At 70.4% G+C, this 21330-nt stretch carries 16 protein-coding genes; 7 read left to right on the forward strand and 9 right to left on the reverse strand.

The features are described from left to right. The first annotated feature begins 72 nt into the window (after window positions 1–72). A complete protein-coding gene (locus FO059_RS05870; protein ID WP_143907136.1) occupies window positions 73–1623 on the forward strand; it encodes an alkaline phosphatase family protein in 1551 nt (516 codons plus the stop codon). Between the two features lie 116 nt (window positions 1624–1739). Here the strand turns inward: FO059_RS05870 and FO059_RS05875 are convergent, their stop codons facing one another. Then, window positions 1740–2255: a GyrI-like domain-containing protein gene (locus tag FO059_RS05875; protein ID WP_143907138.1), complete on the reverse strand. Its 516-nt coding sequence runs from the start codon at window positions 2253–2255 to the stop codon at window positions 1740–1742. Window positions 2256–2401: 146 nt separating this feature from the next. Next, window positions 2402–3415 carry an AraC family transcriptional regulator gene (locus FO059_RS05880; protein ID WP_143910488.1) on the reverse strand — a complete coding sequence of 338 codons (1014 nt, stop codon included), beginning with the start codon at window positions 3413–3415 and terminating at the stop codon, window positions 2402–2404. Between the two features lie 147 nt (window positions 3416–3562). On the opposite strand from FO059_RS05880, the gene FO059_RS05885 reads away from it, so the two are divergent. Then, the gene (locus FO059_RS05885; protein WP_143907141.1) at window positions 3563–4705 is read left to right on the forward strand and encodes an acyl-CoA dehydrogenase family protein; all 1143 of its coding nucleotides are present in this window, start codon (window positions 3563–3565) and stop codon (window positions 4703–4705) included. A 2-nt stretch (window positions 4706–4707) separates the two neighbouring features. Next, entirely contained in the window at window positions 4708–5847 is a 1140-nt protein-coding gene (locus tag FO059_RS05890; protein WP_143910489.1) for a CaiB/BaiF CoA transferase family protein, read from the forward strand. A gap of 40 nt (window positions 5848–5887) precedes the next feature. Here the strand turns inward: FO059_RS05890 and FO059_RS05895 are convergent, their stop codons facing one another. Further along, window positions 5888–7087, reverse strand: a complete 1200-nt coding sequence (locus FO059_RS05895; RefSeq protein ID WP_143907143.1) for a pyridoxal phosphate-dependent aminotransferase — start codon at window positions 7085–7087, stop codon at window positions 5888–5890. Window positions 7088–7212: 125 nt separating this feature from the next. Here FO059_RS05895 and FO059_RS05900 point away from each other — a divergent pair, with 125 nt between their 5' ends. The 3 genes from FO059_RS05900 to FO059_RS05910 all read left to right on the forward strand — a co-directional run bounded on the left by FO059_RS05900 (window position 7213) and on the right by FO059_RS05910 (window position 11765). Continuing rightward, window positions 7213–8427 carry an acetyl-CoA C-acetyltransferase gene (locus FO059_RS05900; protein WP_143907145.1) on the forward strand — a complete coding sequence of 405 codons (1215 nt, stop codon included), beginning with the start codon at window positions 7213–7215 and terminating at the stop codon, window positions 8425–8427. A 40-nt stretch (window positions 8428–8467) separates the two neighbouring features. Further along, window positions 8468–10603 carry a 3-hydroxyacyl-CoA dehydrogenase NAD-binding domain-containing protein gene (locus tag FO059_RS05905; RefSeq protein WP_143907147.1) on the forward strand — a complete coding sequence of 712 codons (2136 nt, stop codon included), beginning with the start codon at window positions 8468–8470 and terminating at the stop codon, window positions 10601–10603. 148 nt (window positions 10604–10751) lie between these two features. Then, a complete protein-coding gene (locus FO059_RS05910; RefSeq protein ID WP_143907149.1) occupies window positions 10752–11765 on the forward strand; it encodes an isopenicillin N synthase family dioxygenase in 1014 nt (337 codons plus the stop codon). On the opposite strand, the gene FO059_RS05915 is transcribed toward FO059_RS05910, so the two are convergent. The 3 genes from FO059_RS05915 to FO059_RS05925 all read right to left on the reverse strand — a co-directional run bounded on the left by FO059_RS05915 (window position 11686) and on the right by FO059_RS05925 (window position 14187). Continuing rightward, the gene (locus tag FO059_RS05915; RefSeq protein WP_143907152.1) at window positions 11686–12636 is read right to left on the reverse strand and encodes a hypothetical protein; all 951 of its coding nucleotides are present in this window, start codon (window positions 12634–12636) and stop codon (window positions 11686–11688) included. The genes FO059_RS05910 and FO059_RS05915 overlap by 80 nt on opposite strands. After that, window positions 12633–13469 (reverse strand): MerR family transcriptional regulator, encoded by an 837-nt coding sequence (locus tag FO059_RS05920; RefSeq protein WP_143907154.1) that lies wholly within the window; start codon window positions 13467–13469, stop codon window positions 12633–12635. Before FO059_RS05920 ends, FO059_RS05915 begins: the two co-directional genes overlap by 4 nt. A 61-nt stretch (window positions 13470–13530) precedes the next feature. Beyond that, window positions 13531–14187, reverse strand: coding sequence for a hypothetical protein (locus tag FO059_RS05925; protein ID WP_143907155.1), 657 nt, complete (start codon window positions 14185–14187; stop codon window positions 13531–13533). A gap of 266 nt (window positions 14188–14453) precedes the next feature. Between FO059_RS05925 and FO059_RS05930 the strand changes: the two genes are divergently transcribed. Further along, complete coding sequence (locus tag FO059_RS05930; RefSeq protein WP_158726576.1) at window positions 14454–15785, forward strand: acyltransferase; 1332 nt, start codon at window positions 14454–14456, stop codon at window positions 15783–15785. A gap of 16 nt (window positions 15786–15801) precedes the next feature. Here the strand turns inward: FO059_RS05930 and FO059_RS05935 are convergent, their stop codons facing one another. Genes FO059_RS05935 through FO059_RS05945 form a run of 3 tightly spaced genes read right to left on the reverse strand, consistent with a single transcriptional unit; the run spans window position 15802 to window position 21151 of the window. Further along, window positions 15802–18129 carry a 1-acyl-sn-glycerol-3-phosphate acyltransferase gene (locus FO059_RS05935; RefSeq protein WP_143907159.1) on the reverse strand — a complete coding sequence of 776 codons (2328 nt, stop codon included), beginning with the start codon at window positions 18127–18129 and terminating at the stop codon, window positions 15802–15804. Then, the gene (locus FO059_RS05940) at window positions 18122–19567 is read right to left on the reverse strand and encodes an HAD-IB family hydrolase (RefSeq protein WP_143907161.1); all 1446 of its coding nucleotides are present in this window, start codon (window positions 19565–19567) and stop codon (window positions 18122–18124) included. Before FO059_RS05940 ends, FO059_RS05935 begins: the two co-directional genes overlap by 8 nt. Next, entirely contained in the window at window positions 19568–21151 is a 1584-nt protein-coding gene (locus FO059_RS05945) for a wax ester/triacylglycerol synthase family O-acyltransferase (protein ID WP_158726575.1), read from the reverse strand. Window positions 21152–21330 lie beyond the last annotated feature (179 nt).

A 21330-nucleotide genomic window follows, 5' to 3' on the forward strand; every position in this document is an offset into this window, starting at 1 on the left:
GGGGACGCGGATACTGCGTGCATCACGCGATCCGCTGTCGATCAGGCGAACCGCCCGATCAAGGAGCCGCCCATGCCTCAGGGCCCGTTCGCAGGAATGTCCCGCCGCGAGTTCCTCGCCAAGGTGACCGCGGCGGGCGGGATGGCGGTGCTGACATCATGGGCCGGCCCCGTCATCGAGCGCGCCTACGCCGCGGACCCGGCCGGGACGGGGTCGCTGGACGACATCGAGCACATCGTGCTGCTGATGAACGAGAACCGCTCGTTCGACCACTATTTCGGCACCCTGTCGGGAGTGCGCGGATTCGGCGATCCGTCCCCGGCGTGGAACCAGTACGGATTCCAGCCGGGCGTGGGGCCCACCCCCGACGGCTACGTCAACCCGTTCCGCCTGGACACCAACCGGGGCCCGGCGCTCGACGGCGAGTGCATCAACGATCCCACCCACAGCTGGGGTGCGCAGCACCGCGCCTGGAACGGCGGTGCCATGGACCGGTGGATCCCCGAGCACATCGCCGCGGAGGGGCCCGCCAACGGCCCGGCCACCATGGGCTACTACACCCGCGCGGACCTTCCGGTGCACTACGACCTGGCCGACGCCTTCACCATCTGCGACAACTACTACTGCTCGGTGATGGGCCCCACCGACCCCAACCGGCTGTACTGGATGAGCGGCACCATCGACCCCGACGGGACGCACGGCGGGCCGCTGGTGAAGACGCCGTACCTCATCCCCCAGAACACCTACAGCTGGCGCACCATGCCGGAGAATCTCGAGGAGGCCGGGGTCTCCTGGAAGATCTACAACAACAGGGATCTGGGTCCGGTGTCGGCCGTGGTGCTCGACGGCATGATGGGGTGTTTCCGCCAGGCCGCGGATCCCGCGTCGGTGCTCGCCCGCAAGGGCAAGGATCCGACCTATCCGGACGGGTTCCGCGACGACGTGGAGAACGACCGCCTTCCCGCGGTGTCGTGGCTGATCCCGCGCCTGCTCGACTGCGAGCACCCCGCGCTGCCCCCGGCGCTGGGCGCCACCGGACTGCTGATGGCCCTCGACATCCTCACCGCCAACCCCGCGGTGTGGGAGAAGACGGCGCTCATCGTCAGTTACGACGAGAACGGCGGCTTCTTCGACCACGTCGCCCCACCCACCCCGCCGCCCGGCACCCCCGGGGAGTACCTCACGGTGCCTCTTGGCGGGGTGGACGATGCCGACGGCATCGCGGGGCCGATCGGGCTCGGGTTCCGCGTGCCGGGGCTGGTGATCTCGCCGTACAGTCGCGGAGGCCTGGTCTCCTCCGAGGTGTTCGACCACACCTCGCAGTTGCGGCTCATCGAGCGCCGGTTCGGGGTGGACGTGCCCAACCTGACGCCGTGGCGCCGGTCCACCTGCGGCGACATGACCTCGGCGTTCAACTTCGCGGGCAGGCCCGATCCCACGGTGCCGCAGATGTTCGACGGCTACAGCCGGGTGGGGCCCGCAGTGCTGCAGTGCGGCGGCAGCATGGGGCTCGGGTTCGTCAACATGGGCGCCTCGTACCCGGTGCCGCCGAACAGCATGCCGGTGCAGGAGCCGGGCGCGCGGGGCAGGCCGTCGGGTATGTCGCGGCCCGCACCCGCCTGATCCCGCACCCGGATGACCTGCGCCCGCGCATCGATCCGCGCACCCCTTGTGCATTCCGCGCGCGTGATCGCGCGGTCCCCGCGGGAAACGGTGCCCGGATCGGTGGCAGGCCCGACTCAGGCGAGGAACACCGCCAGGTCCGTGCGCATGGTGGCGGGGTCCGCATCGGGCGTCGGCTCGGTCACGTACACCTCGAAGAACCGCGTGGTGGGCGTGTGGCCGGCCGACGCGACATCGCCCATGAACCGTCCCCACGCGTCGCCCAGGCCGTCGTACGAGCCCAGGTGGCTGGTGGCCGCCACGCGGCCGGCGGGGATCGACGACGCGACCACGGTGTGCCCGTCGCCCAGGTCCAGCGACTCCGTGAGCGGCGCGGTGACGGGGACGCCGACCGCCATGTCGACGGTGTCGGTGGGCACGCGCGTGTGCATCGCCAGCGCCGGGCCGGCCGGTGCCGTGCCCGCGGAGGCGAGTGCGGGGAACAGTTCCGAGAAGACCGCGTCCATCAGCTCGGGCATGCGGGCCATCGGATAGTCGCGGACCTCCACGACGGCCAGCGGCACGTCGGGGCCGTCGAAGATCACGACGCCGTCGTAGGCGTCGGCGGGGAAGTACGGATGCGATGCGGTCATGGCCGGTTCCTTCCTGGGGCGGGGTGCGTGCGGGTATGGAGACCGGGCGGTTCCGCGGGAATCATCGCGGTCCTTCGGCGAGCCGGTGGTTTTTCGGTGCCTCAGCCGCGAAGGTCCACCGGAGAACCACCAACTCGGCGGCGTGGCTACCGGTATTCGCCGGGCGTCTTCCCCGTCCACCGCTTGAACGCGCGGCGGAATGCGCTGGGCTCGGAGAACCCCAGGCGCGCGGAGATGACGTCGACGGACTCGCCTGATTCCAGCCCGGCCATCGCGTACTCCTGGAGCACCGATTCGCGAAGCCTGCCCAGGGAAGTGCCCTCCGCGCGCAGCATCCGGCGGAGTTGGGGTTCGCTCACCGCCAGCGCCGCGGCCACGTCCGAGGCCGTGGGCTGAGTGCCGCGGATGCCGAGCTCGACGATCCGCCGGGCGCGGGCGGTCAGGCCGCTGTCGTAGTCGCGCCGCGCCAGCAGGGTGCCCGGCGACGCGCGCAGGAACTCGCGCAGCGAGTCCTCGTCCTGGACGACGGGACTCGCCAGATCCGCGGCGGCGAACTCGAGCGCGGGATCGCGGCCGCCGAAGGTGACGGGAATGCCGAACATGTGGTGGTAGGCCACCACGTCGACCGGCTCGGGGGCGGAGTAGGGGAGCTCGACTCTCAGCGGCTCCAGGCGCCGGCCGGTGAGCCACGCGGCGAACCGGTGCACCAGCAGCAGCCCGAAGTCGGCGACGACGGCGGCGTCCTCCCGCGCGTCCGCGCGCGCCGCCGGAAGCACCGAGGTGTCGAACCAGAAGCGCACTCCCGCGTCGTGGAAGTCGATGCGCACCGGCGCCGAGGAGGGCAGCGCGGGGAGGAACCCCGCGAGCCGGTGCAGCGTGGAATCGAGGTCGGGGCAGTGGATGATCGCATGGGACAGCAGCGCGAACGTGCCGCGCGGCACCGGCCCCAGTCCCAGCCCCATGAGCTCGTCGTCGGTGATCTCGGAGGCGCCGAGCATGAAAAGCGCGACCTGGTCGACGGTGAGCCGGGTGTCGGGATTGTCGAGCTCGTGCACGGTGATTCCCGCGGGCGCCAGGGCGGGGCCCAGGTCGGTGCCACGGCGGGCGGACGCGTGCAGCGCGCGCCGCACGAATCCCACCGGGACCATCCGCACGGCCATGCCGGCCTCCTCCGTTTCGGTCACGAACGCTGATCGTTCGGGTCCTTACCGCCCGCCGGGCCCGAGCATACGGTGAGGTGGAACGCACCCGGACCGGCACATGCGAGGGTCCGGCCGGCACGCATGTCCGCACAGGAGGGCCACCGTATGGAGCGCACACTTTTCGACGACGACCACAAGCTGTTCCGGGAGTCCTACCGCGGGTTCCTCGCCGAGCACGTCGCGCCGTTCCACGACCAGTGGGAGGACGACAACATGGTCGACCGGGAAGTGTGGGTGGAGGCCGGCAAGCTCGGTTTCCTCGGTATGGCGGTCGACGAGAAGTACGGCGGCGGCGGGGTGCAGGACTTCCGCTACAACACCGTGGTCACCGAGGAATCGGTGCGCGGCGGGTACAGCGGCCTCGGCTTCATGTTGCACAACGACGTCATCCAGCCGTACCTGACCAATCTGTGCAGCGACGAGCAGAAGGAGCGCTGGCTGCCGCGGTTCTGCACCGGCGAGCTGATCACCGCGGTCGCCATGACGGAGCCGGGCACGGGCTCGGACCTGCAGGGCATCAAGACCAACGCCAAGCGCGACGGGGACGATTGGATTCTCAACGGGGCCAAGACGTTCATCACCAACGGCATCCACTCCGACCTGGTCATCGTGGTGGCGCAGACGGATCCGTCCAAGGGTGCGCAAGGCTTCTCGCTCTTCGGCGTGGAGCGCGGAATGCCCGGTTTCGAGCGTGGCCGCAACCTCGACAAGATCGGGCTCAAGGCGCAGGACACCGCGGAGCTCAGCTTCAACGACGTGCGGGTGCCCTCGGCCAACCTCATCGGCGAGGAGGGCATGGGGTTCATGTACCTCATGCAGAACCTGCCGCAGGAGCGCCTGTCCATCGCCGTGGTCGCGGCCGCCGCGATGGAGCAGGTGCTCCAGGAGACCATCGAGTACTGCCGCGACCGCAAGGCCTTCGGCCGGTCCATCGGCTCGTTCCAGAACTCCCGGTTCGTCATGGCCGAGCTGGCCACCGAGACCAAGATCGCCCGGGTGTTCGTCGACCAGTGCATCGAGGCACTGAACCGCGGCGAGCTCACCATCGAGGAGGCCGCGATGGCCAAGTGGTGGACCACCGAGAAGCAGGTGGCGCTGATCGACCGCTGCCTGCAGATGCACGGCGGCTACGGATACATGCGCGAATACCCGGTGGCCAAGGCGTTCATGGACTCCCGCGTGCAGACCATCTACGGCGGCACCACCGAGATCATGAAGGAGATCATCGGCCGCGGGTTGGGGATGTGACCTTGCCTCAGGATTCGTCACCGCCTCAGGATTCGTCACCGACTCGGGATTCGCAGTCCGGCGGGCCGCTGACCGGCCTGCGCGTGCTGGAGCTCGGCGGCATCGGACCGGGCCCGCACGCGGCGATGATGCTGGGGGACCTGGGCGCGGACGTGGTGCGCGTGCGCCGCCCCGGCGGCCTGGTGCTGCCCCCGGAGGACCGCGATGTGCTGCTGCGCGGGCGCCGCCTCGTCGACCTCGACATCAAGACGCAGCGCGACGAGCTGTTGGACCTGGTAGAGCGCGCCGACGTGCTCATCGAGGGGTTCCGGCCGGGCGTGTGCGAGCGGCTGGGTATCGGCCCCGACGACTGCGCGCAGCGCAATCCCCGCCTGATCTACGCGCGGATGACCGGGTGGGGCCAGGACGGGCCGATGGCACAGCGCGCCGGGCACGACATCAACTATCTTTCGATGACGGGCATGCTTTCCACCATCGGTCGGCGCGGCCAGCCGCCCGTGCCGCCCCTGAACCTGGCCGCCGACTTCGGCGGTGGGTCGATGTTCCTGGTGACCGGCGTGCTGGCCGCCCTGTTCGAGCGGCAGAGCTCGGGCCGCGGGCAGGTGGTGGACGCCGCCATGGTGGACGGGGTCAGCGCACTGGGCGCGATGCCGTGGTCGTTCCGCGCGTCGGGGATGTGGCAGGACGATCGCGAGTCCAACCTGCTCGACGGCGGTGCGCCGTTCTACCGCGTCTACGAGTGCGCCGACGGCGGATGCATGGCGGTGGGGGCGATCGAACCGCAGTTCTACGCGCTGCTGCTCGAGGGGCTCGAGCTGTCCGCGGACGACCTGCCGATGCAGATCGACCAGTCGCGGTGGCCGGAGCTGCGCGCGTTGTTCGCGGAGCGGTTCGCCACGCGGACGCGCGACGAGTGGACCAAGGTGTTCGCCGACGTCGACGCGTGCGTGACCCCGGTGCTGAGCATGGCCGAGGCGCCGGACTCCGAACACCTCGCGGCGCGGGGGACGCTCGTGCGCAGCGGGCCGGACGGCGCGCCGCAACCGGCGCCGGCGCCGCGTTTCTCGCGGACGCCCGCGGCGGTCGCGGGCGTGCGGCCGCAGGGCTCGACGCCGCTGGAACAGATCGGGTGGGACGCCTAGCTTGACCGCCCACACTTCGGCCGGAGTCCGGGCCGTGGGGTCACCCCCGCAGCCCGGACAGGCGTCGCGCCCCCTCGGCCAGCACCTCGTCGCGCTTGCAGAACGCGAAGCGCACCAGGTGCCGCCAGGGGCCGGGGTCGTCGGTGAACGGCGCCATCGGCACCGCGGCAACGCCCACCTGCTCCGGCATCGCGCGGCACAATCGCGCGCCGTCGTCGTAGCCGAGCGGGCGCGGGTCGGCCAGCAGGAAGTACGTGCCGGCGCAGTCGTGCACCCCGAACCCCGCCGTGCGCAGCGCGTCCGAGAGGAAGTCCCGCTTCGTCTGCAGTTCCGCCCGGTTGCGGTGGATCCACTCCTGCTCGGTGCGCAGCGCCAGCTCCACCGCGGGTTGGAACGGGGTGCCGCCGACGTAGCTGAGGAACTGCTTGGCGGCGCGGGCGGCGGCCACCAGCTCCGCGGGGCCGCACACCCAGCCCGTCTTCCAGCCGGTGACGTTGAACGTCTTGGCGGCCGACGACACCGTGAGGGTGCGGTCGCCGAGTCCGTCGACGGCGCACAGCGGCACGTGCGGCCCGGCGGCGTCGTCGTACACGAGGTGCTCGTAGACCTCGTCGGAGAGCACCAGCACGTCGTGCTTCCCGGCGACTTCCGCGATGACGGCGCGGTCGGCGGCGTCGAAGACCGTTCCGGTGGGATTGTGCGGCGTGTTGACGATGAGCATCCGCGTCGCATCGGACACGGCCGCCCGCAGTCCGTCGTGATCGAGCCCGAAACCGCCGCCGCGCGGGACCAGCGGCACCGTCCTGCGCACACCCCCGGCGAGCGATATTACCGCCGAGTAGGAGTCGTAGTACGGTTCGATCAGGACCACCTCGTCACCGGGTTCCACCAGGCCCAGGACCGCGCCGGCGATCCCCTCGGTGGCGCCTACGGTGATGAGGACCTCGGTGTCGGGGTCGGTTTCGAGCTCGTAGCGGGCGCGGCGGTCCTCGGCGACGGCGGCGCGCAGGCCGGGCATGCCGATGCCCGGTGCGTACTGGTTGAGCCCGTCGGCGATTGCCGCGCGAGCGGCGTCGAGCATCGCGGGCGGGCCGTCGGTGTCCGGGAAGCCCTGGCCCAGGTTGACGGCGTCGTACCGGGTGGCCAGCGCGGTCATCTCGGCGAAGATCGTGGCGCCGTATGGCCGCAGCCGCCGGACGGTGGGGACGGGGCTGGTCGAGTTCGGGGCGGGTGCCGGCATGGCCCCCACACTAGCCGCGCGCGGTGGCCGGAAACGGCGTCCCGTTTCCGGGGCGGCACCGGACGCCCCGCCGCCCAGAGTGGTAGAACACGTTATAGAAACGTAAAGGAAAGGAACGAATGCCGATGACTACCGAGGCATACATCTACGAGGCGATCCGCACGCCGCGCGGCCGCGGCAAGAAGACGGGATCGCTGCATTCGGTCAAGCCGATCTCACTGGTCACCGGCCTGCTCGACGAGATCAAGGTGCGGTTCCCCGACCTGGACTACGACCGGTTGTCCGACCTGATCCTGGGTTGCGTCACCCCGGTGGGCGACCAGGGCATGGACATCGCCCGCACGGCGATCACCGCGGCCGGCTACCCGGACACGGTCGGCGGATTCCAGCTCAACCGCTTCTGCGCGTCAGGGCTCGAAGCGCTGAACCTGGCGGCGCAGAAGGTGCGCTCCGGGTGGGACGAGCTGGTGCTGGCAGGCGGCGTCGAGTCGATGTCCCGGGTGCCGATGGGCAGCGACGGCGGCGCGTGGGGCCTGGACCCGGCCACCAACTACGACACCGGGTTCGTGCCGCAGGGCGTGGGCGCAGACCTCATCGCCACGATCGAGGGCTTCGATCGGGAGACCGTCGACGCCTATGCCGCCCGCTCGCAGGAGCTGGCGAAGAAGGCGTGGGACGGCGGCTACTTCGCCAAGTCCATCGTGCCGGTGAAGGACCAGAACGGGATCACGATCCTCGACAACGACGAGCACATGCGCCCCGGCACCTCGGTGGAGGCGCTCGGCGGCTTGAACCCGTCGTTCGCCACCGTCGGCGAGATCGGCGGCTTCGACGCGGTGGCGCTGCAGAAATACCACTGGGTCGAGAAGATCAACCACGTGCACCACGGCGGCAACTCGTCCGGCATCGTCGACGGCGCCGCGCTGCTCATGGTCGGCTCCGAGCAGGTGGGCAAGGACATGGGGCTCACCCCGCGGGCGCGCGTCGTCGCCACCGCCACCTCCGGTGCCGATTCGACGATCATGCTCACCGGACCCACCCCGGCCTCGAAGAAGGCGCTCGCCACCGCGGGCCTGACCATCGACGACATGGACCTGGTGGAGATCAACGAGGCCTTCGCCTCGGTGGTGCTGCGGTTCCAGAAGGACATGAACGTCCCCGACGAGAAGCTCAACGTCAATGGCGGCGCCATCGCGATGGGGCACCCGCTGGGCGCGACCGGCGCGATGATCACCGGGACGATGGTCGACGAGCTCGAGCGCCGCGGCGGCCGCTACGCGCTGATCACGCTGTGCATCGGCGGCGGCATGGGCGTCGCCACCATCATCGAGCGCGTCTGATCGTCACCGGCGGGAAATCCTGAAAGGGCAACACGGAAACATGACTGACAACATCATCGCCTGGGACAAGGACGCCGACGGCATCGTCGTGCTCACCATCGACGACCCCCACCAGGGCGCGAACACGATGAACGAGCGGTACCTGACGTCGATGAAGACCATCGTCGACCGCCTGTACGAGGAGAAGGACGCGATCACCGGCGTCGTGCTCGCGTCGGGCAAGAAGACCTTCTTCGCCGGCGGCGACCTCAACAACCTGCTCGCCGTCCGCAAGGACCAGGCCGCGGAGATCTTCGAGCACAGCCTGGCCGCCAAGGCGGATCTGCGTCGGCTGGAGACGCTCGGAAAGCCCGTCGTCACCGCGATCAACGGCGCGGCGCTCGGTGGTGGCCTCGAGATCGCGCTGGCCACCCACCACCGCATCGCCGCGGACGTCAAGGGCGTCAAGATCGGCCTGCCGGAGGTCACGCTGGGCCTGCTGCCCGGCGGCGGCGGCGTCGTGCGCACCGTCCGGCTCCTGGGGCTGCAGAACGCTCTGATGGGGGTCCTGCTGCAGGGCCAGCAGCGCGGACCGGCCGCAGCCAAGGAAGTCGGCTTGATCGACGAGGTCGTCGACTCGGTCGACGCGCTCGTCCCTGCCGCCAAGGAATGGATCAAGGCCAACCCCGAGGGCGGCGTGCAGCCGTGGGACGTCAAGGGGTACAGGATCCCGGGCGGCACCCCCGCGACCCCGGCCTTCGCCGCGAACCTGCCCGCGTTCCCCGCGAACCTGCGCAAGCAGCTCAAGGGCGCGCCCATGCCCGCGCCGCGTGCCATCATGTCCGCGGCCGTCGAGGGCTCCCAGGTGGACATCGACAACGCGCTGCTCATCGAGGCGCGGTACTTCACCGAGCTGGTCACCGGCCAGGTGGCGAAGAACATGATCCAGGCGTTCTTCTTCGACCTGCAGTCGATCAACTCGGGCGCCTCGCGTCCGGACGGCGTCGAGAAGACCCCGATCACCAAGATCGGCGTGCTGGGCGCCGGAATGATGGGCGCGGGCATCGCCTACGTCTCCGCCAAGGCCGGCTTCGAGGTGGTGCTCAAGGACGTCGAGCAGGCCGCCGCTGAGCGCGGCAAGGGCTACTCGGTCAAGCTCGAGGAGAAGGCGCTGAAGCGCGGCAAGACCACCGAGGAGAAGTCGAAGGCGCTGCTGGACCGCATCCATCCGACCGCCGACGCCGCGGACCTGAAGGGCGTGGACTTCGTCGTCGAGGCAGTCTTCGAATCGGAGGAGCTCAAGCACAAGGTCTTCCAGGAGATCGAGGACGTCGTCACGGAGGACGCGCTTCTGGGCTCGAACACCTCGACGTTGCCGATCACCGGACTGGCGAAGGGCGTCAAGCGCCAGGAGGACTTCATCGGCATCCACTTCTTCTCGCCGGTGGACAAGATGCCGCTGGTGGAGATCATCCGCGGGGAGAAGACTTCGGACCGGGCCCTGGCGCGCGTGTTCGACTACGTGCAGGCGATCCGCAAGACGCCGATCGTGGTGCACGACTCGCGCGGATTCTTCACCTCCCGCGTCATCGGCACCTTCATCAACGAGGCGATCGCGATGGTCGCCGAAGGCGTCGCACCCGCCACGGTGGAGCAGGCAGGCCAGCAGGCCGGTTTCCCGGCGGCCCCGCTGCAGCTCTCGGACGAGCTCAACCTGACGCTGATGCAGAAGATCCGCAAGGAGACCGCCGACGCCGCGGCAGCAGAGGGACGGACGCTGCCGGCGGACCCGGCCGGCGACGTCATCAACGCGCTGGTCGACGCGGGCCGCACCGGCAAGCTCGGCGGCGCCGGGTTCTACGACTACGCCGATGGCAAGCGTGCGGGGTTGTGGCCCGGCCTGGCCGGCGTGGTCGGTGACGCCGCGTCGGACGCGCCGCTGCAGGACCTCATCGAGCGGATGCTGTTCATCGAGGCGATCGAGACGCAGAAGTGCTTCGATGAGGGCGTCATCGACACCACCGCCGACGCCAACATCGGCTCGATCATGGGCATCGGCTACCCGGCGTGGACGGGCGGCGTCGCCCAGTACATCGTGGGCTACGAGGGAGGCAAGGCAGGCTTCGTCAAGCGTGCCAAGGAGCTCGCCGCCACGTACGGCGAGCGCTTCACCCCGCCGGCCAGCCTGGAGGGCTGAGCAGGAACGGGCTGATCCTCCGCGGCCACGGGGCCCGACGCGTCCACGGATGCGCCGGGCCCCGTGCCGTGTCCCTGTGCGTCCGGCGCGTGCGCGTCACCGGCGGGGCCGCGCAGTACAGTGGCGATTCGCATCAGAGAGGACTGCAATGGCCGCCGAGACGGAACTGCCCACCATCGACCTGGCCGCGCTCGATGCCGGCGACCCGGCGGAGCTGCGCGCGCTGCGCACTGCCACGCACGGCCTCGGATTCTTCTACCTCACCGGCCACGGCGTGGACGCGGACGCCGCCGACGCGCTGATCGCCGCGGCACGGGAGTTCTTCATGCTTCCGGAGCAGCGCAAGCGCGCGATCGAAAACGTGCGCTCGCCGCACTTCCGCGGCTACACCGTGCTGGGCGGCGAGCGCACGCAGGGGCGGGTGGACTGGCGCGAGCAGTTGGACATCGGCGCCGAGCGCTCGGCGGCAGCGCCGGACCCGCAGCGGCCCTGGCGGGTGCTCGACGGGCCCAACCAGTGGCCAGCGGAGGTGCCCCGGCTGCGCGGCGCCGCACTCGAGTGGATGGACCGGGCCGGGGCCGCGGGCATGCGCCTGCTGCGGGCCTGGGCGGTGTCGCTCGGCGCGTCGGCCGACCACTTCGACAGGGCGTTCGCAGATCCGGATCCGCTGCTGAAAATCGTGCGGTACCCCGGGCACGACGGCACAGTGAGCGGGCAGGGCGTGGGCGGGCACAAGGACGTGGGCGCGCTGACGCTGCTGTACCCGGAGCCGGGGACGTCCGGCCTGCAGGTGGAGGCGGACGGACGCTGGATCGATGCGCCGCCCCGGCGGGGGAGCTTCATCGTGAACATCGGCGAGTTGCTGGAGGTGGCCACCGACGGGTATCTGAAGGCCACCAACCACAAGGTGCTGCCGCCGCCGGACGGCAGCGACCGGATCTCGCTGCCGTTCTTCCTCAACCCCGGGTTCGACCAGAAGCTGCCGCCCGTGGAACTTGTTCCCGCCCTCGCCTCCCAGGCGCGCGGGGTGGGACAGGATTCGCACGGCGGGCGGCTGCATGCGGTCTACGGGCTCAACGCGCTCAAGTCGCGGCTGCGGGCGCACCCCGACGTCGCCCGTCGTTTCCACCAGGATCTGCTGGAGCTGCCGGACCTGCGGTGAGCCGGCCGGCCGGGGCGGTGGGGCCGTCGTCGGCGGGCGGCACTGCGCTGTGGGCTGCGGCGGCCAGAAGTGCCGGATCGTCGAGGTGCAGGCTCACCGAATCGACGTGCCGCGCGCCCCGGCCACGCGCTGTCCAGGCCGGCAGAACGGCCGTGACCGGCGCGTGAAGGTCGATGTCGAGGCAGGTCCCGTCCTGGTTCGGCAGGATCAGGCGGCGCCCGCGGACGGCCGGAGAGGTGGGGGACCACCGGCGCCGTCGCACCACCGCCGCGATGTCCGCGAGGTCGAGTGCGGCGACGGTGCGTCCCGAGCGCCGCAGCACCAGGGCGCCGCCGAGCAGATAATTCGGACGGGTCCGCCCCAGTGCCACGACGCCGCCCAGCATCAGCAGCGACCACAGTGACAGCGCCGCGACGGCGATGCGCAGCCACAGCCACGGCAGCAGCAGGTCGAGCACCGCGACCTCGACGATGGTCGCCACCGCGAAAGCGGCGGGAAGCGCGACGGTGCCGCGGCCCGCGTGCAGGGGGACCGCCCCCGGCGGCAGGTCGCAGCGGCGCCGCGCCCACAGCCACAGCGCGCGGTAGGAGCGCAGTTCCGCCCGTACCGCGGGGGCGAACGGCGACTGTGCGGCCACTCGCCGCACCGCTGACGGAAGGCTGTCGCCGCGGCGATGGTGCGCGCGGACGGCGACGGCCAGCGCGACGGCGGAGATGCAGAGCAGCGGCACCTCGGCGGCGAGGAAGAGGCGGACCGCCTGGCCGCCGGTGATCGCACCGGTCGCCAGCAGGGCCGCGTCGGCCGCCACCACGGCGGCCGTGACCACGGGCGCCCACCGGTGGAGCAGCCTGGCGGCGTCGGCGCCGTTCACGGCGCGCTCCCGCCGTGCGGTGCAGAGGTGCGGATCCGCCGGTGCAGGCGCGCGACGACCTCCCGCTGCGCAGGATCGTTCACCACGTCGCCGAGCAGCGCAGGATCCTGCGGGGCATCGCCCGCCGTACCCGCGGCGGCGGGGCCGTCGCCCCCGCCGCCCTCGTACCAGTGCGCCATCAGGCCCGCCAACGCCTCGGTGATCGCGGCGATCTCCTCGCGCACGGCCTCGGGGTCCCGGTGCTCCAATTCCGCCCAGCGGCCGAGAAGATCCAGGTAGCGGGTTCGCCGGTCCGGGTCCGCCAGCAACCCCGTGAATCCGTCGAGCAGCCCGTCGGGGGCCTTGCCGGACAGGGTCAGCGCCTCGACCATGTCCTGTTCGATCTGCAGAGCGGCACGGGCGGCGGGCGTGGTGGACTCCGCGACGAGCACGTCGCGGAACAGCCCGGCGAGGCGCGCCGGTAGCGGGGAGAGTGGGCGACAGTGGTGCGCGTCGTCGAGCATCGCGGCCAAGCGGGTGCGGCGGCGGGCCAGCACCGCACGCTGCTCGTCGATGCCCGCGATGAGAGCGGTGAGGTCGGCCTCGACCGGCCGTGCCATGGGAGGCCCGGCCGTGCCGCCGCCCGCCCCGTCGAGCATTCCGGCGACGGACTCCAGCGGCACGCCGCTCTCGGCGAGCCACCGGATGCGCATCAGCCGGATCGCGTCCGGCATGGCGTACTCCCGGTACCCGTTGGAACGCCGCGGCGGCTCGTCGAGCAGACCCAGCCGGTGGTAGTAGCGCACGGTCCGCGTGGTCGTTCCGGCGAGCTCGGCGACCTGTCCGATTCTCATGGCACCAGTCTCGACCATGACGCCGCGTCAAGCTCAAGCCGCGACCGCGCCGCGCATCACCTCATTCGAGGAGCTTCATCACCGCATACACCGCCCCGACCACGCCGGCCACGACGAGGATCGCCGACACGATGCGCGACGCAGTGGGCAGGATGTTCTCGACCCTGACGATCAGTCGGTGTCCGGCTTCCTGCGAACACAATGCCAGCGCGCCCATCAGCGCTGCGACGGGGAGCAACGCGATGATCACGAAGACGACGGAAAGACCCAGCCGGGTGGCCGTGTCGTGTTTCGCCATCACGGCTATCGCCCCGTAGAAGGGCGCGGAGGTGAGCGACTGCGCGCCCCAGGTGATCACGCCCAGGACGAACGCCAACGCCGGGTGCACCTTCCGATGCACGGGAAGCGAGAGCGGGGGCTTGATGAATCCGCGGGCCGCCACCGCGATCACCGCCAGGGCGATGAGCAGGCCGATGATCGAGATCACCGTGCCGGACAGTGCATCGAGGGCCCTGTGGATGATGTCGAGGATCACGGTGAACGAGAACGCCAGCGTGAGCGCCAGACCGCAGATCCCGCCCACCATGAAGGCGACCGCGGTGCGGATGTAGGACCACCGGGAGGCGCTGGAGATCCACACGTAGGACACGGCGAGCAGCGCCAGCACGTTGACCGCGTCCACCGCGGCCAGCGGGATGATCGATACGAGCGACTTCATGCGTGGATGGTCCGCCTGTGGAGTCTGGATGGTCGTGGTCACGGACGTCCCCGCGGGGCGGGTCCGGCAACCCATCCTTGCAGTGCCGCCGGTCGGACGTGCACCGACCCGCCCGAACGCGGCCGGTTCCCGGTCGCCGCCTCCGGGGGGCGCCGTGTCCAGGTGGTTCAGGCGGGCATGACGCAGGTCATAACCGGTCCGCCCGCATGGCCGGGATACTGACCGTTGGGTAGCGTTGGGCGGTCGACAAACGGATGAGGAGGAAGGTGCGCCCCACTTCTACCCGCGCTGCCGACCGCGGTGACACCGAGCAGGTTGTGGGCCGACGCACGCGCATCCACGGTGTGGACCTCATCAGGGTGTCGCTGTTCACGCTGGTGCTGATGGTGCACGCGACCGGATCGATCAACTGGGACCCGGACCATGTGCGCGGCATGCAGTTCTTCACCATGATGGTGCACATCGCACGGTACGGATTCGTGTTCGTCACCGGCTTCGTCCTGTTCCTGGCCTACTACCGCAGCCCCATCACGGCGTCGACCTTCTGGCGACGGCGGTACGGTTTCGTCGCTGCGCCGTACCTGGCCTGGTCGGTCATCTACGTCATCACCGGTTACGCCTTCGTGCGCGAGCCGTGGCCGGACGCCGCCGGCGTGACCGGCGACATCGGCACCGCCCTCCTCCAGGGCAACGCGCAGTATCAGATGTACTTCCTGCTCATCTCGATGCAGATCTACCTGTTGTTCCCCCTGGTGCGGATGCTGCTGCGCCGCACCGAGGGGCATCACGGCAAGGTGATGGCAGGAGCAGTGGCGATTCAGGCGGGCATGTTCACGCTGTTCAGCTTCTACCATCCGGATCTCGACTGGTACGGGCACATGTGGAAGACGCTGCCCACGTACGCGCTGTTCCTGGTGGGAGGGGCGCTGGCGGCCGTGCACTACGAGCGGTTCGCCCCATGGGTGCGCCGCAACCGGCACTGGCTGATGCCGTTGTCGCTCGCCGGCGCCGCCTTCACCGTCGTCATGTTCTTCGTGACCACGGGCGACGGACACATCCCCGGGCTCGCCTACGCGGCGTGGAGCGTGCAGAACCTGCCGTGGTACCTGGGGGCGGTGGCTCTGTTCTTCATCGTCGGGCAGGCCTGGGACGACCGCCGCGGTGACGGGACGGGATGGGGTGCCCGGCTCGTCGACTACGGGGCCGTCCGGGCCTTCGGGATCTTCGCGGTGCACCCGCTGGTGATCGACCTGATCCACCAGTCCGGCTTCGTGGACTGGCTCTACGCCACCTACCCGGACACCACCCTGCAGCGCAGCATTCTCCTGGTGCTCGTGACCCTGGTGGCGAGTCTGTGCCTGGTGGAGCTCATCCTGTACACGCCGCTTGCACGCGTGCTCGTCGCGCACGACAGGATCCGTCCCCGGCGAAAGCCGCGCGCCGGCGGGGAGTCGACGATCCCCCCGGCATCGAAGGCCGATGCTTGCGCCGAACCGGCTCCCGCCGTGCCTGCTGAACCGGCCCCCTCTGCCACGGCGCCCGAAGCGGGCGCCCCGGCGCACGGATCCCCGGAGCACGCGGGCGCGGCGGCCCGGTAGGCTGCCGGCGCCCGGGTCACACGGCGCGCGACGAGTCCGTGTCGAACAGTTGCGCGTGCGCCCGTACGCGGACCTTCGCGATCGCGTCGATGATCGATTCGAGGTGTGCGCGCGCGGCGCGCCGCCTGGCCACCTTCGCGTCCACGTCGTCGCCGGTGTCGAGCAGCCCCGCATCGGCGAGGAAGGTGTATCCGCCCTCGAGCATGGCCTTGCCCACGGAGGATTCGCCGACGATGAGCTGACGCTCGAGCGCCGTCCGCCCGTAACGCAGGGATTTGGCTATGATCTCCTGCTTGTCGGTGGCCTCGTCGGGGGCCAGTCCCGCGACGACGGTGGAGACGATCCATCGGGCCTCGATGAACGGCAGCAGAGTGCTGTGTGCGACGAGGGGACGGAACCCGTCCAGCAGGGCATCCACCTCCTGTGCACCCGGCTGCGCGAGCGTGGTGCGCCAGTCCGCGTCGTAATCGGAGAGCACACCGTCGACGGCCCGCCGGAATTCGTCCGCGGAGCCCAGGAAGAAGGTGGCGTGGAGCATCGCGTGCAGCGTGTCGGCCGTCCGGTCGAAGGCCTCCACGCGCGTCTCTGCGGGCTGGTCCGCGGCGACGGCCACACACACCTCCGCGACCGCCTTCTCGATGAAGTAGTGCACGATCGTGTTGCGGTAGTAGCCGGCCACCAGGTCCTGGCCCCTGCCCAGGCCGATCAGTTCCACGGACGCCCCGGTGGAGCGGCGGAGGACTCCGGTGCCCAGCGCGTTCTGGAAGAGCGTTTCGCCCGCGGCGTGGTCGCCGTCGCTGAGGATGTCCTCCAGTCGGACGCCGCGCGCCTTGAGCCAGCGCACGATCTCGCGCGTCGCCTGATCGAGCTCGGCGCGGGTGAGGGCGCGTGGCTGCGTGCCCAGCAGGACCAGGCACAGCAGCGAAGCCATCGTCACGGGCACGCAGGCATTCGCACGGCGTGCGACGTCCGTCGACACCTGTCGGAGCAGCTCCGGGGTGGGCTCCGGCGCCACTCCGCCCAGCACCACGGGTTCGGCGAAGTCCAGGTAGATGTCGCCCATCGGGGCCTTCAGCCTGCGCAGATAGTCGAAGAACCAGCCGAGGCTTTCCGACTCCTTGGGCTTGCCGGCCTCCTCGCGCGCGTACTCGGCCGTCTCGCCGATGAGGTCGTAGTTGATGGACACGGGGATGAGGTGCAGGTCCTCGGTGCCGGTGGCGTGCGCGGCGTCGATCGCATACTTGAGCAGGCCGAAGCGAGGCTTGCCGATGATGCCGCTGCGCGACCGCGTGCCCTCGAACGACCAGCTCAGCGGGAACCGCTTGGCCATCAGGAAGCCGAGGTACTGCCGCAGCGCCAGCTTGTACACAGGGTTGTCGTTGAACTTGCGCCGGATGAAGATGGTGCCGGACCTGCGGCCGGCGTACCCGACCCCGGCGAAGGCCATGTTGATGCCGCCGATGGAGTGCGGGGCCGGGAAGTCGTTGTCGTACATCACGGACATCAGTGCGATGGCGTCGATGTGCGACTTGTGCGTCCACAGCAGCGCGGACGGGTGGTCCCGCATCATCGCGCGTGCGCGTTCGACGTTCGCCGGGTCGGTGACCACCCTGCGGTAGCCGAGCGAGGTGATCCAGCGCGTGAGCGTGCCCATCCAGTCGATGAAGAACGTGCTGGGCGTGGCCACGAGCTCCTGCAGGTACGTGCGGGTCTCGGCGCGGATGTCATCGGCGGGGCGGCCGAGGGTGCGGGCGGCCTCCGCGACGGCGGCGCGGTACCCGCCCCGCGCTTCGATGCCGGGGATGACGAACCTCGGCACCTTGTACCGGCGTCCGCGCAGGCCGCGTTCCTCCATGTCGAGCGTGAGATCCGCGTGCCGGGCGATGAATGCGTCGAACGACTCGGGGCCGTCGCCGTCCCCCTCCGCCTCGTAGCGCGAGCGCAGGTCGGCGATCGTCGCCCCCACGCCCAGCAGCACGAGGTGCCGCGCGGGATCGTCGCGGCGCAGCCTGCGCGCGATCTGATTGCGCGGCCGCGCCGGATCGCCCAGCACCAGGTCCCGGAAGCGCGGGGTGGAATCCTGGGTACCGCGCGCCGGGACCCACGCCCGGCGCACCGGGACCACGGAGGTGTCCTCGTCGGACGAGGCGACGGCGGCGGCGAGCTCGGTCGTGTCGGGCGCCTCGGTGCCGCTGAACGCGACCTGCGCGAAGCGGGCACGGGCACGGCCTTCGGGGTGGTGGCTCCGTACCCACTCGGCCAGCGAAGCCATATCGCGGACGTCCTCGGCGTCGCACAGGAACAGCGTGGCGGTGTCTTCCATCGATCCGGCCTTGTCAGTCATCGTCGCTCGGCCAATCCGCGAGGGTATCGAGGTACATCTGCCGCACCTCGGCGATGCGGTCGTCGAGTTCTTCGAGCTTCCAGTCCGCGGTGGGCACAGGGGGGAGCACCGCGACATCGACCTTGCCGGGGTTGATCGTGACCGCGTCGCGTGACCCGAGCATCTCCGCATTGCGGATGATGATCGGCACCACGGGGATGCCGGCGTGCATGGCGATGCGGAACGCGCCCTTCTTGAACGGTCCGACCTCGCGGGTGTCCAGCCGCGTGCCCTCCGGCGCGATGAGCACCGACAGGCCCTTGTCCGCCATCTCCTCGATGGGCTTGAGCGCCTCGACGGCGGACTTGGTGTTGTCGCGCTCGACGAAGGCGATATCGGCGAAGCGGCCGAACGCGCCGATCATCGGGTCGTCCTTCAGCTCGGCCTTCGCGACCGAGGTGAAGTCCCTCCCGATGAGGGACACGGCGATGAACGGGTCGAAGCCGTTGCGGTGATTGAACAGGAACACCGCAGGTCGCGACGCGGTGAGGTTGTCGCGGCCGAGGACGTTCATCTCCACGCCGTTGATGCGGAGCATGAGCGAGGACCAGTTCTCGGTGATGAAGTTGATCGCGCTGCGGCGGTTGCGCTCCAGCAGGCCCTTGGCGGCTCCCAGCCCGGCGATCGGCAGGAACGTGCTGAAGCCGATCAGCGTGCGTATCGACGACCCCGCGCCGCGGCTGGAGAACCGGGTGACCGGCCAGCCGCGCTTGCCGGCGACCTTGGCCATCGTCTCGCCCGGGTTGGTCGGGCGCGGCTTGCCGACGAGGTACATCAGCGCCACGTCCTCGTCGCCGTCGGCGTAGAAGTAGCTCCGGTCCAGGTCCACGCCGTGGTCCGCGGCGAACTGCTGCGCGGCGTATGCCTTCGTGTCGCCCCAGATGACCGGTTTCGCCACGTGGCCGGTGAGGATCCCGTCCTCGTCCTCGAACCGGTTGCAGACGACGTGGTCGATTCCGAGGGCGTCGGCCACCGGCTGCACCTGGAACGTGGTGGCGGAGGACGTGAGGACGACGGTGTGCCCCCGTTCCTGGTGCGCGCGGACGATTTCGCGCATCTCAGGGTAGATGCGGCCGGCGACCTTCTTCTTGTACAGGCGCAGCGCCATCTCGTCGAGATCCTCGACGGCGCGGCCCGCCCAGGTGTGGGCGCCGAGGTCGAGGAGTTCGGCGAACGTGTCGGGGTTGAGCCCGCCGCCGCCGACCATCACACCGAGCGTGCGCAGCACGTCGACGGGGCCGTACTCGCCGGCCTTCATCCGCTCCTCTGTGAGATACCGGGCGGTGTACCCCGCGACAAGAGTGCCGTCGAGGTCGAAGAATGCGCCCACTGCGGGCCCCTCGGGTCCGCCGGCGATCTCCGCCACGGTGCCGGGAAGTCTGAGGTTGTCGGCAGCCATCTACTTGTCCCCGTCCTTCGCCGCCGGCGCCTTGCGCGCGGCGGGCTTGCGTGCTGTGGTCCTGCTCGTGGCCGGTTTCGATGACGATGCCGGCGTCGATGAGGGTGCCGGCGTCGACGACGATGCCGGTGCCGCCGCGGGCATCCGGGACGCCTTGGTGCCCGTGGAGGAGATCGCGGCCGTACCGCGCCCGCCCCCGAGGACCTCGTCGAACCCTGCTGCCAGCGCCTGCTCGAGCGCCTCGGAGTCGCTGAACGCCGCGGTGTCGTAGTTGACGCCGACGAAGCACCGGCCGGCGAACGAGACCATCGTGGCCATCATCGCGACGCCCGGCAGCGGCCCGATGGGCACGCTGCGGGTGATGCGGCACCCTGCGATGTAGCGCTCCGTCACCTTGCCGGGGACGTTGCTGGCCTGCACGTCGATGCCGAGGCTCCCGGTGCCGGTGCCGGCGAGCAGCTGCTGCGGCAGCCAGGACAGGACGGGCGCGAGGATCGCGGTGGGATCGATGGACGACCCGGAACGGGCGTGCAGGACGCTCTTGCGGATCGCGAGCATGCGCTTGGCGACGTCCGGCTCTGCCACCGGAAGCGCCATCGTGATGGCCGACCACTGGTTGCCCGCCGTGGAATCGCCGCCCGCTCGGGCATTGACCGGCATGGCGAGGTTGAGCGAGTCGACGGGCACGCCGAGTCGCTCATGGTAGATGCGCATGGCCCCCGCGATGCCTGCCAGGTAGGCGTCGTTGACCGAGCAGCCGTGCGACTTGGCGGCCGCGCGGATGTCGGCCAACGGGAAGTCGAGCGTGCTGAATCGGTGGTCGAGGCCGCGGCGGCGCAACAGAGGGGAAGGCTCGGCGGCGGCCGAATCGGCGAGCTTGCGCAGGTCGTCGATGGTGCGGGCGGCGGATCCCACCGCGCTGCGCGGATCGGTGACGGCGCTGCCCGCGCGGCGTGCGATGCCGGCCGCGCGTGAGAGCGAGCCCAGGACGAGGCGCTGCGGAAGCCCGCGCACCGCCGACTGCGTCAGCTCGAGCGGTGTGACGTCCTGCGGCACGGGGACCGGGGGCATCGGCTCGGGGGACGGGTCGCGGCTTTCCTGGTGGATCATCTGGTCCAGCAGCATGCCGCCGACGCCGTCGGTCACGGTGTGGCTGAGCTTCCAGAGCAGCGCGGCCTTGGCGTCGGGCTCGTCGAGGCCCTCGACCAGCGTGGCCTCCCAGAGGGGGCGGCCCGGGTCGAGCGGAGTGGAGTGCAGGACCTCGGCCAGATCGAGCAGTTCGCGCAGTGAGCCGGAGCCGGGCAGCACCACGCGGCGCAGGTGGTACCCCAGCGAGAAGTCCGGGTCGACCACCCAGCGTGCCGGTGCCAACGGCAGCAGCGGGGCCACCACCCGTTGCCGTAGCCGTGGCACCACCCTGGACGCGCGGTCGATCTGCTCACGCAGCGCCTCGAAGTCGGGAACCGCGTCGAGCGTTTCGATGAACATCAGCGACGTCCGCGAGTGGGCGTCCATGTCCGCCCGGAACATCATGTAGTCGAATGCGCTGAGTCTGTCGTCGAACTGCACTGTCGTATCGCCCATCGGCGCGCACCCTCCCAGGAGTCGCCACGGTCTCCGCGTGGCGCGAGTCGTCATTCGGCTCAGGTGGCGTGCAGCGCCCATTTCGCCCACGCCACCCAGCGGCCGTGGCCTGTCGCACAGCGGGCCCCGGCATGTGACAAGCATTGCAGGTCGGCGGTGAACTTGCGCGGCGAATACTG

The sequence above is a fragment of the Tomitella fengzijianii genome (assembly GCF_007559025.1).
Lineage (GTDB): Bacteria > Actinomycetota > Actinomycetes > Mycobacteriales > Mycobacteriaceae > Tomitella > Tomitella fengzijianii.

Coding starts and splice junctions, on each gene's coding strand:
- FO059_RS05895 (WP_143907143.1), bottom strand. CDS start 7,087: ATGCCGGCACCCGCCCCGAACTCGACCAGCCCCGTCCCCACCGTCCGG.
- FO059_RS05910 (WP_143907149.1), top strand. CDS start 10,752: ATGGCCGCCGAGACGGAACTGCCCACCATCGACCTGGCCGCGCTCGAT.
- FO059_RS05875 (WP_143907138.1), bottom strand. CDS start 2,255: ATGACCGCATCGCATCCGTACTTCCCCGCCGACGCCTACGACGGCGTC.
- FO059_RS05870 (WP_143907136.1), top strand. CDS start 73: ATGCCTCAGGGCCCGTTCGCAGGAATGTCCCGCCGCGAGTTCCTCGCC.
- FO059_RS05920 (WP_143907154.1), bottom strand. CDS start 13,469: ATGAGAATCGGACAGGTCGCCGAGCTCGCCGGAACGACCACGCGGACC.
- FO059_RS05945 (WP_158726575.1), bottom strand. CDS start 21,151: ATGGGCGATACGACAGTGCAGTTCGACGACAGACTCAGCGCATTCGAC.
- FO059_RS05900 (WP_143907145.1), top strand. CDS start 7,213: ATGACTACCGAGGCATACATCTACGAGGCGATCCGCACGCCGCGCGGC.
- FO059_RS05885 (WP_143907141.1), top strand. CDS start 3,563: ATGGAGCGCACACTTTTCGACGACGACCACAAGCTGTTCCGGGAGTCC.
- FO059_RS05905 (WP_143907147.1), top strand. CDS start 8,468: ATGACTGACAACATCATCGCCTGGGACAAGGACGCCGACGGCATCGTC.
- FO059_RS05940 (WP_143907161.1), bottom strand. CDS start 19,567: ATGGCTGCCGACAACCTCAGACTTCCCGGCACCGTGGCGGAGATCGCC.
- FO059_RS05880 (WP_143910488.1), bottom strand. CDS start 3,415: ATGGCCGTGCGGATGGTCCCGGTGGGATTCGTGCGGCGCGCGCTGCAC.
- FO059_RS05935 (WP_143907159.1), bottom strand. CDS start 18,129: ATGACTGACAAGGCCGGATCGATGGAAGACACCGCCACGCTGTTCCTG.
- FO059_RS05925 (WP_143907155.1), bottom strand. CDS start 14,187: ATGAAGTCGCTCGTATCGATCATCCCGCTGGCCGCGGTGGACGCGGTC.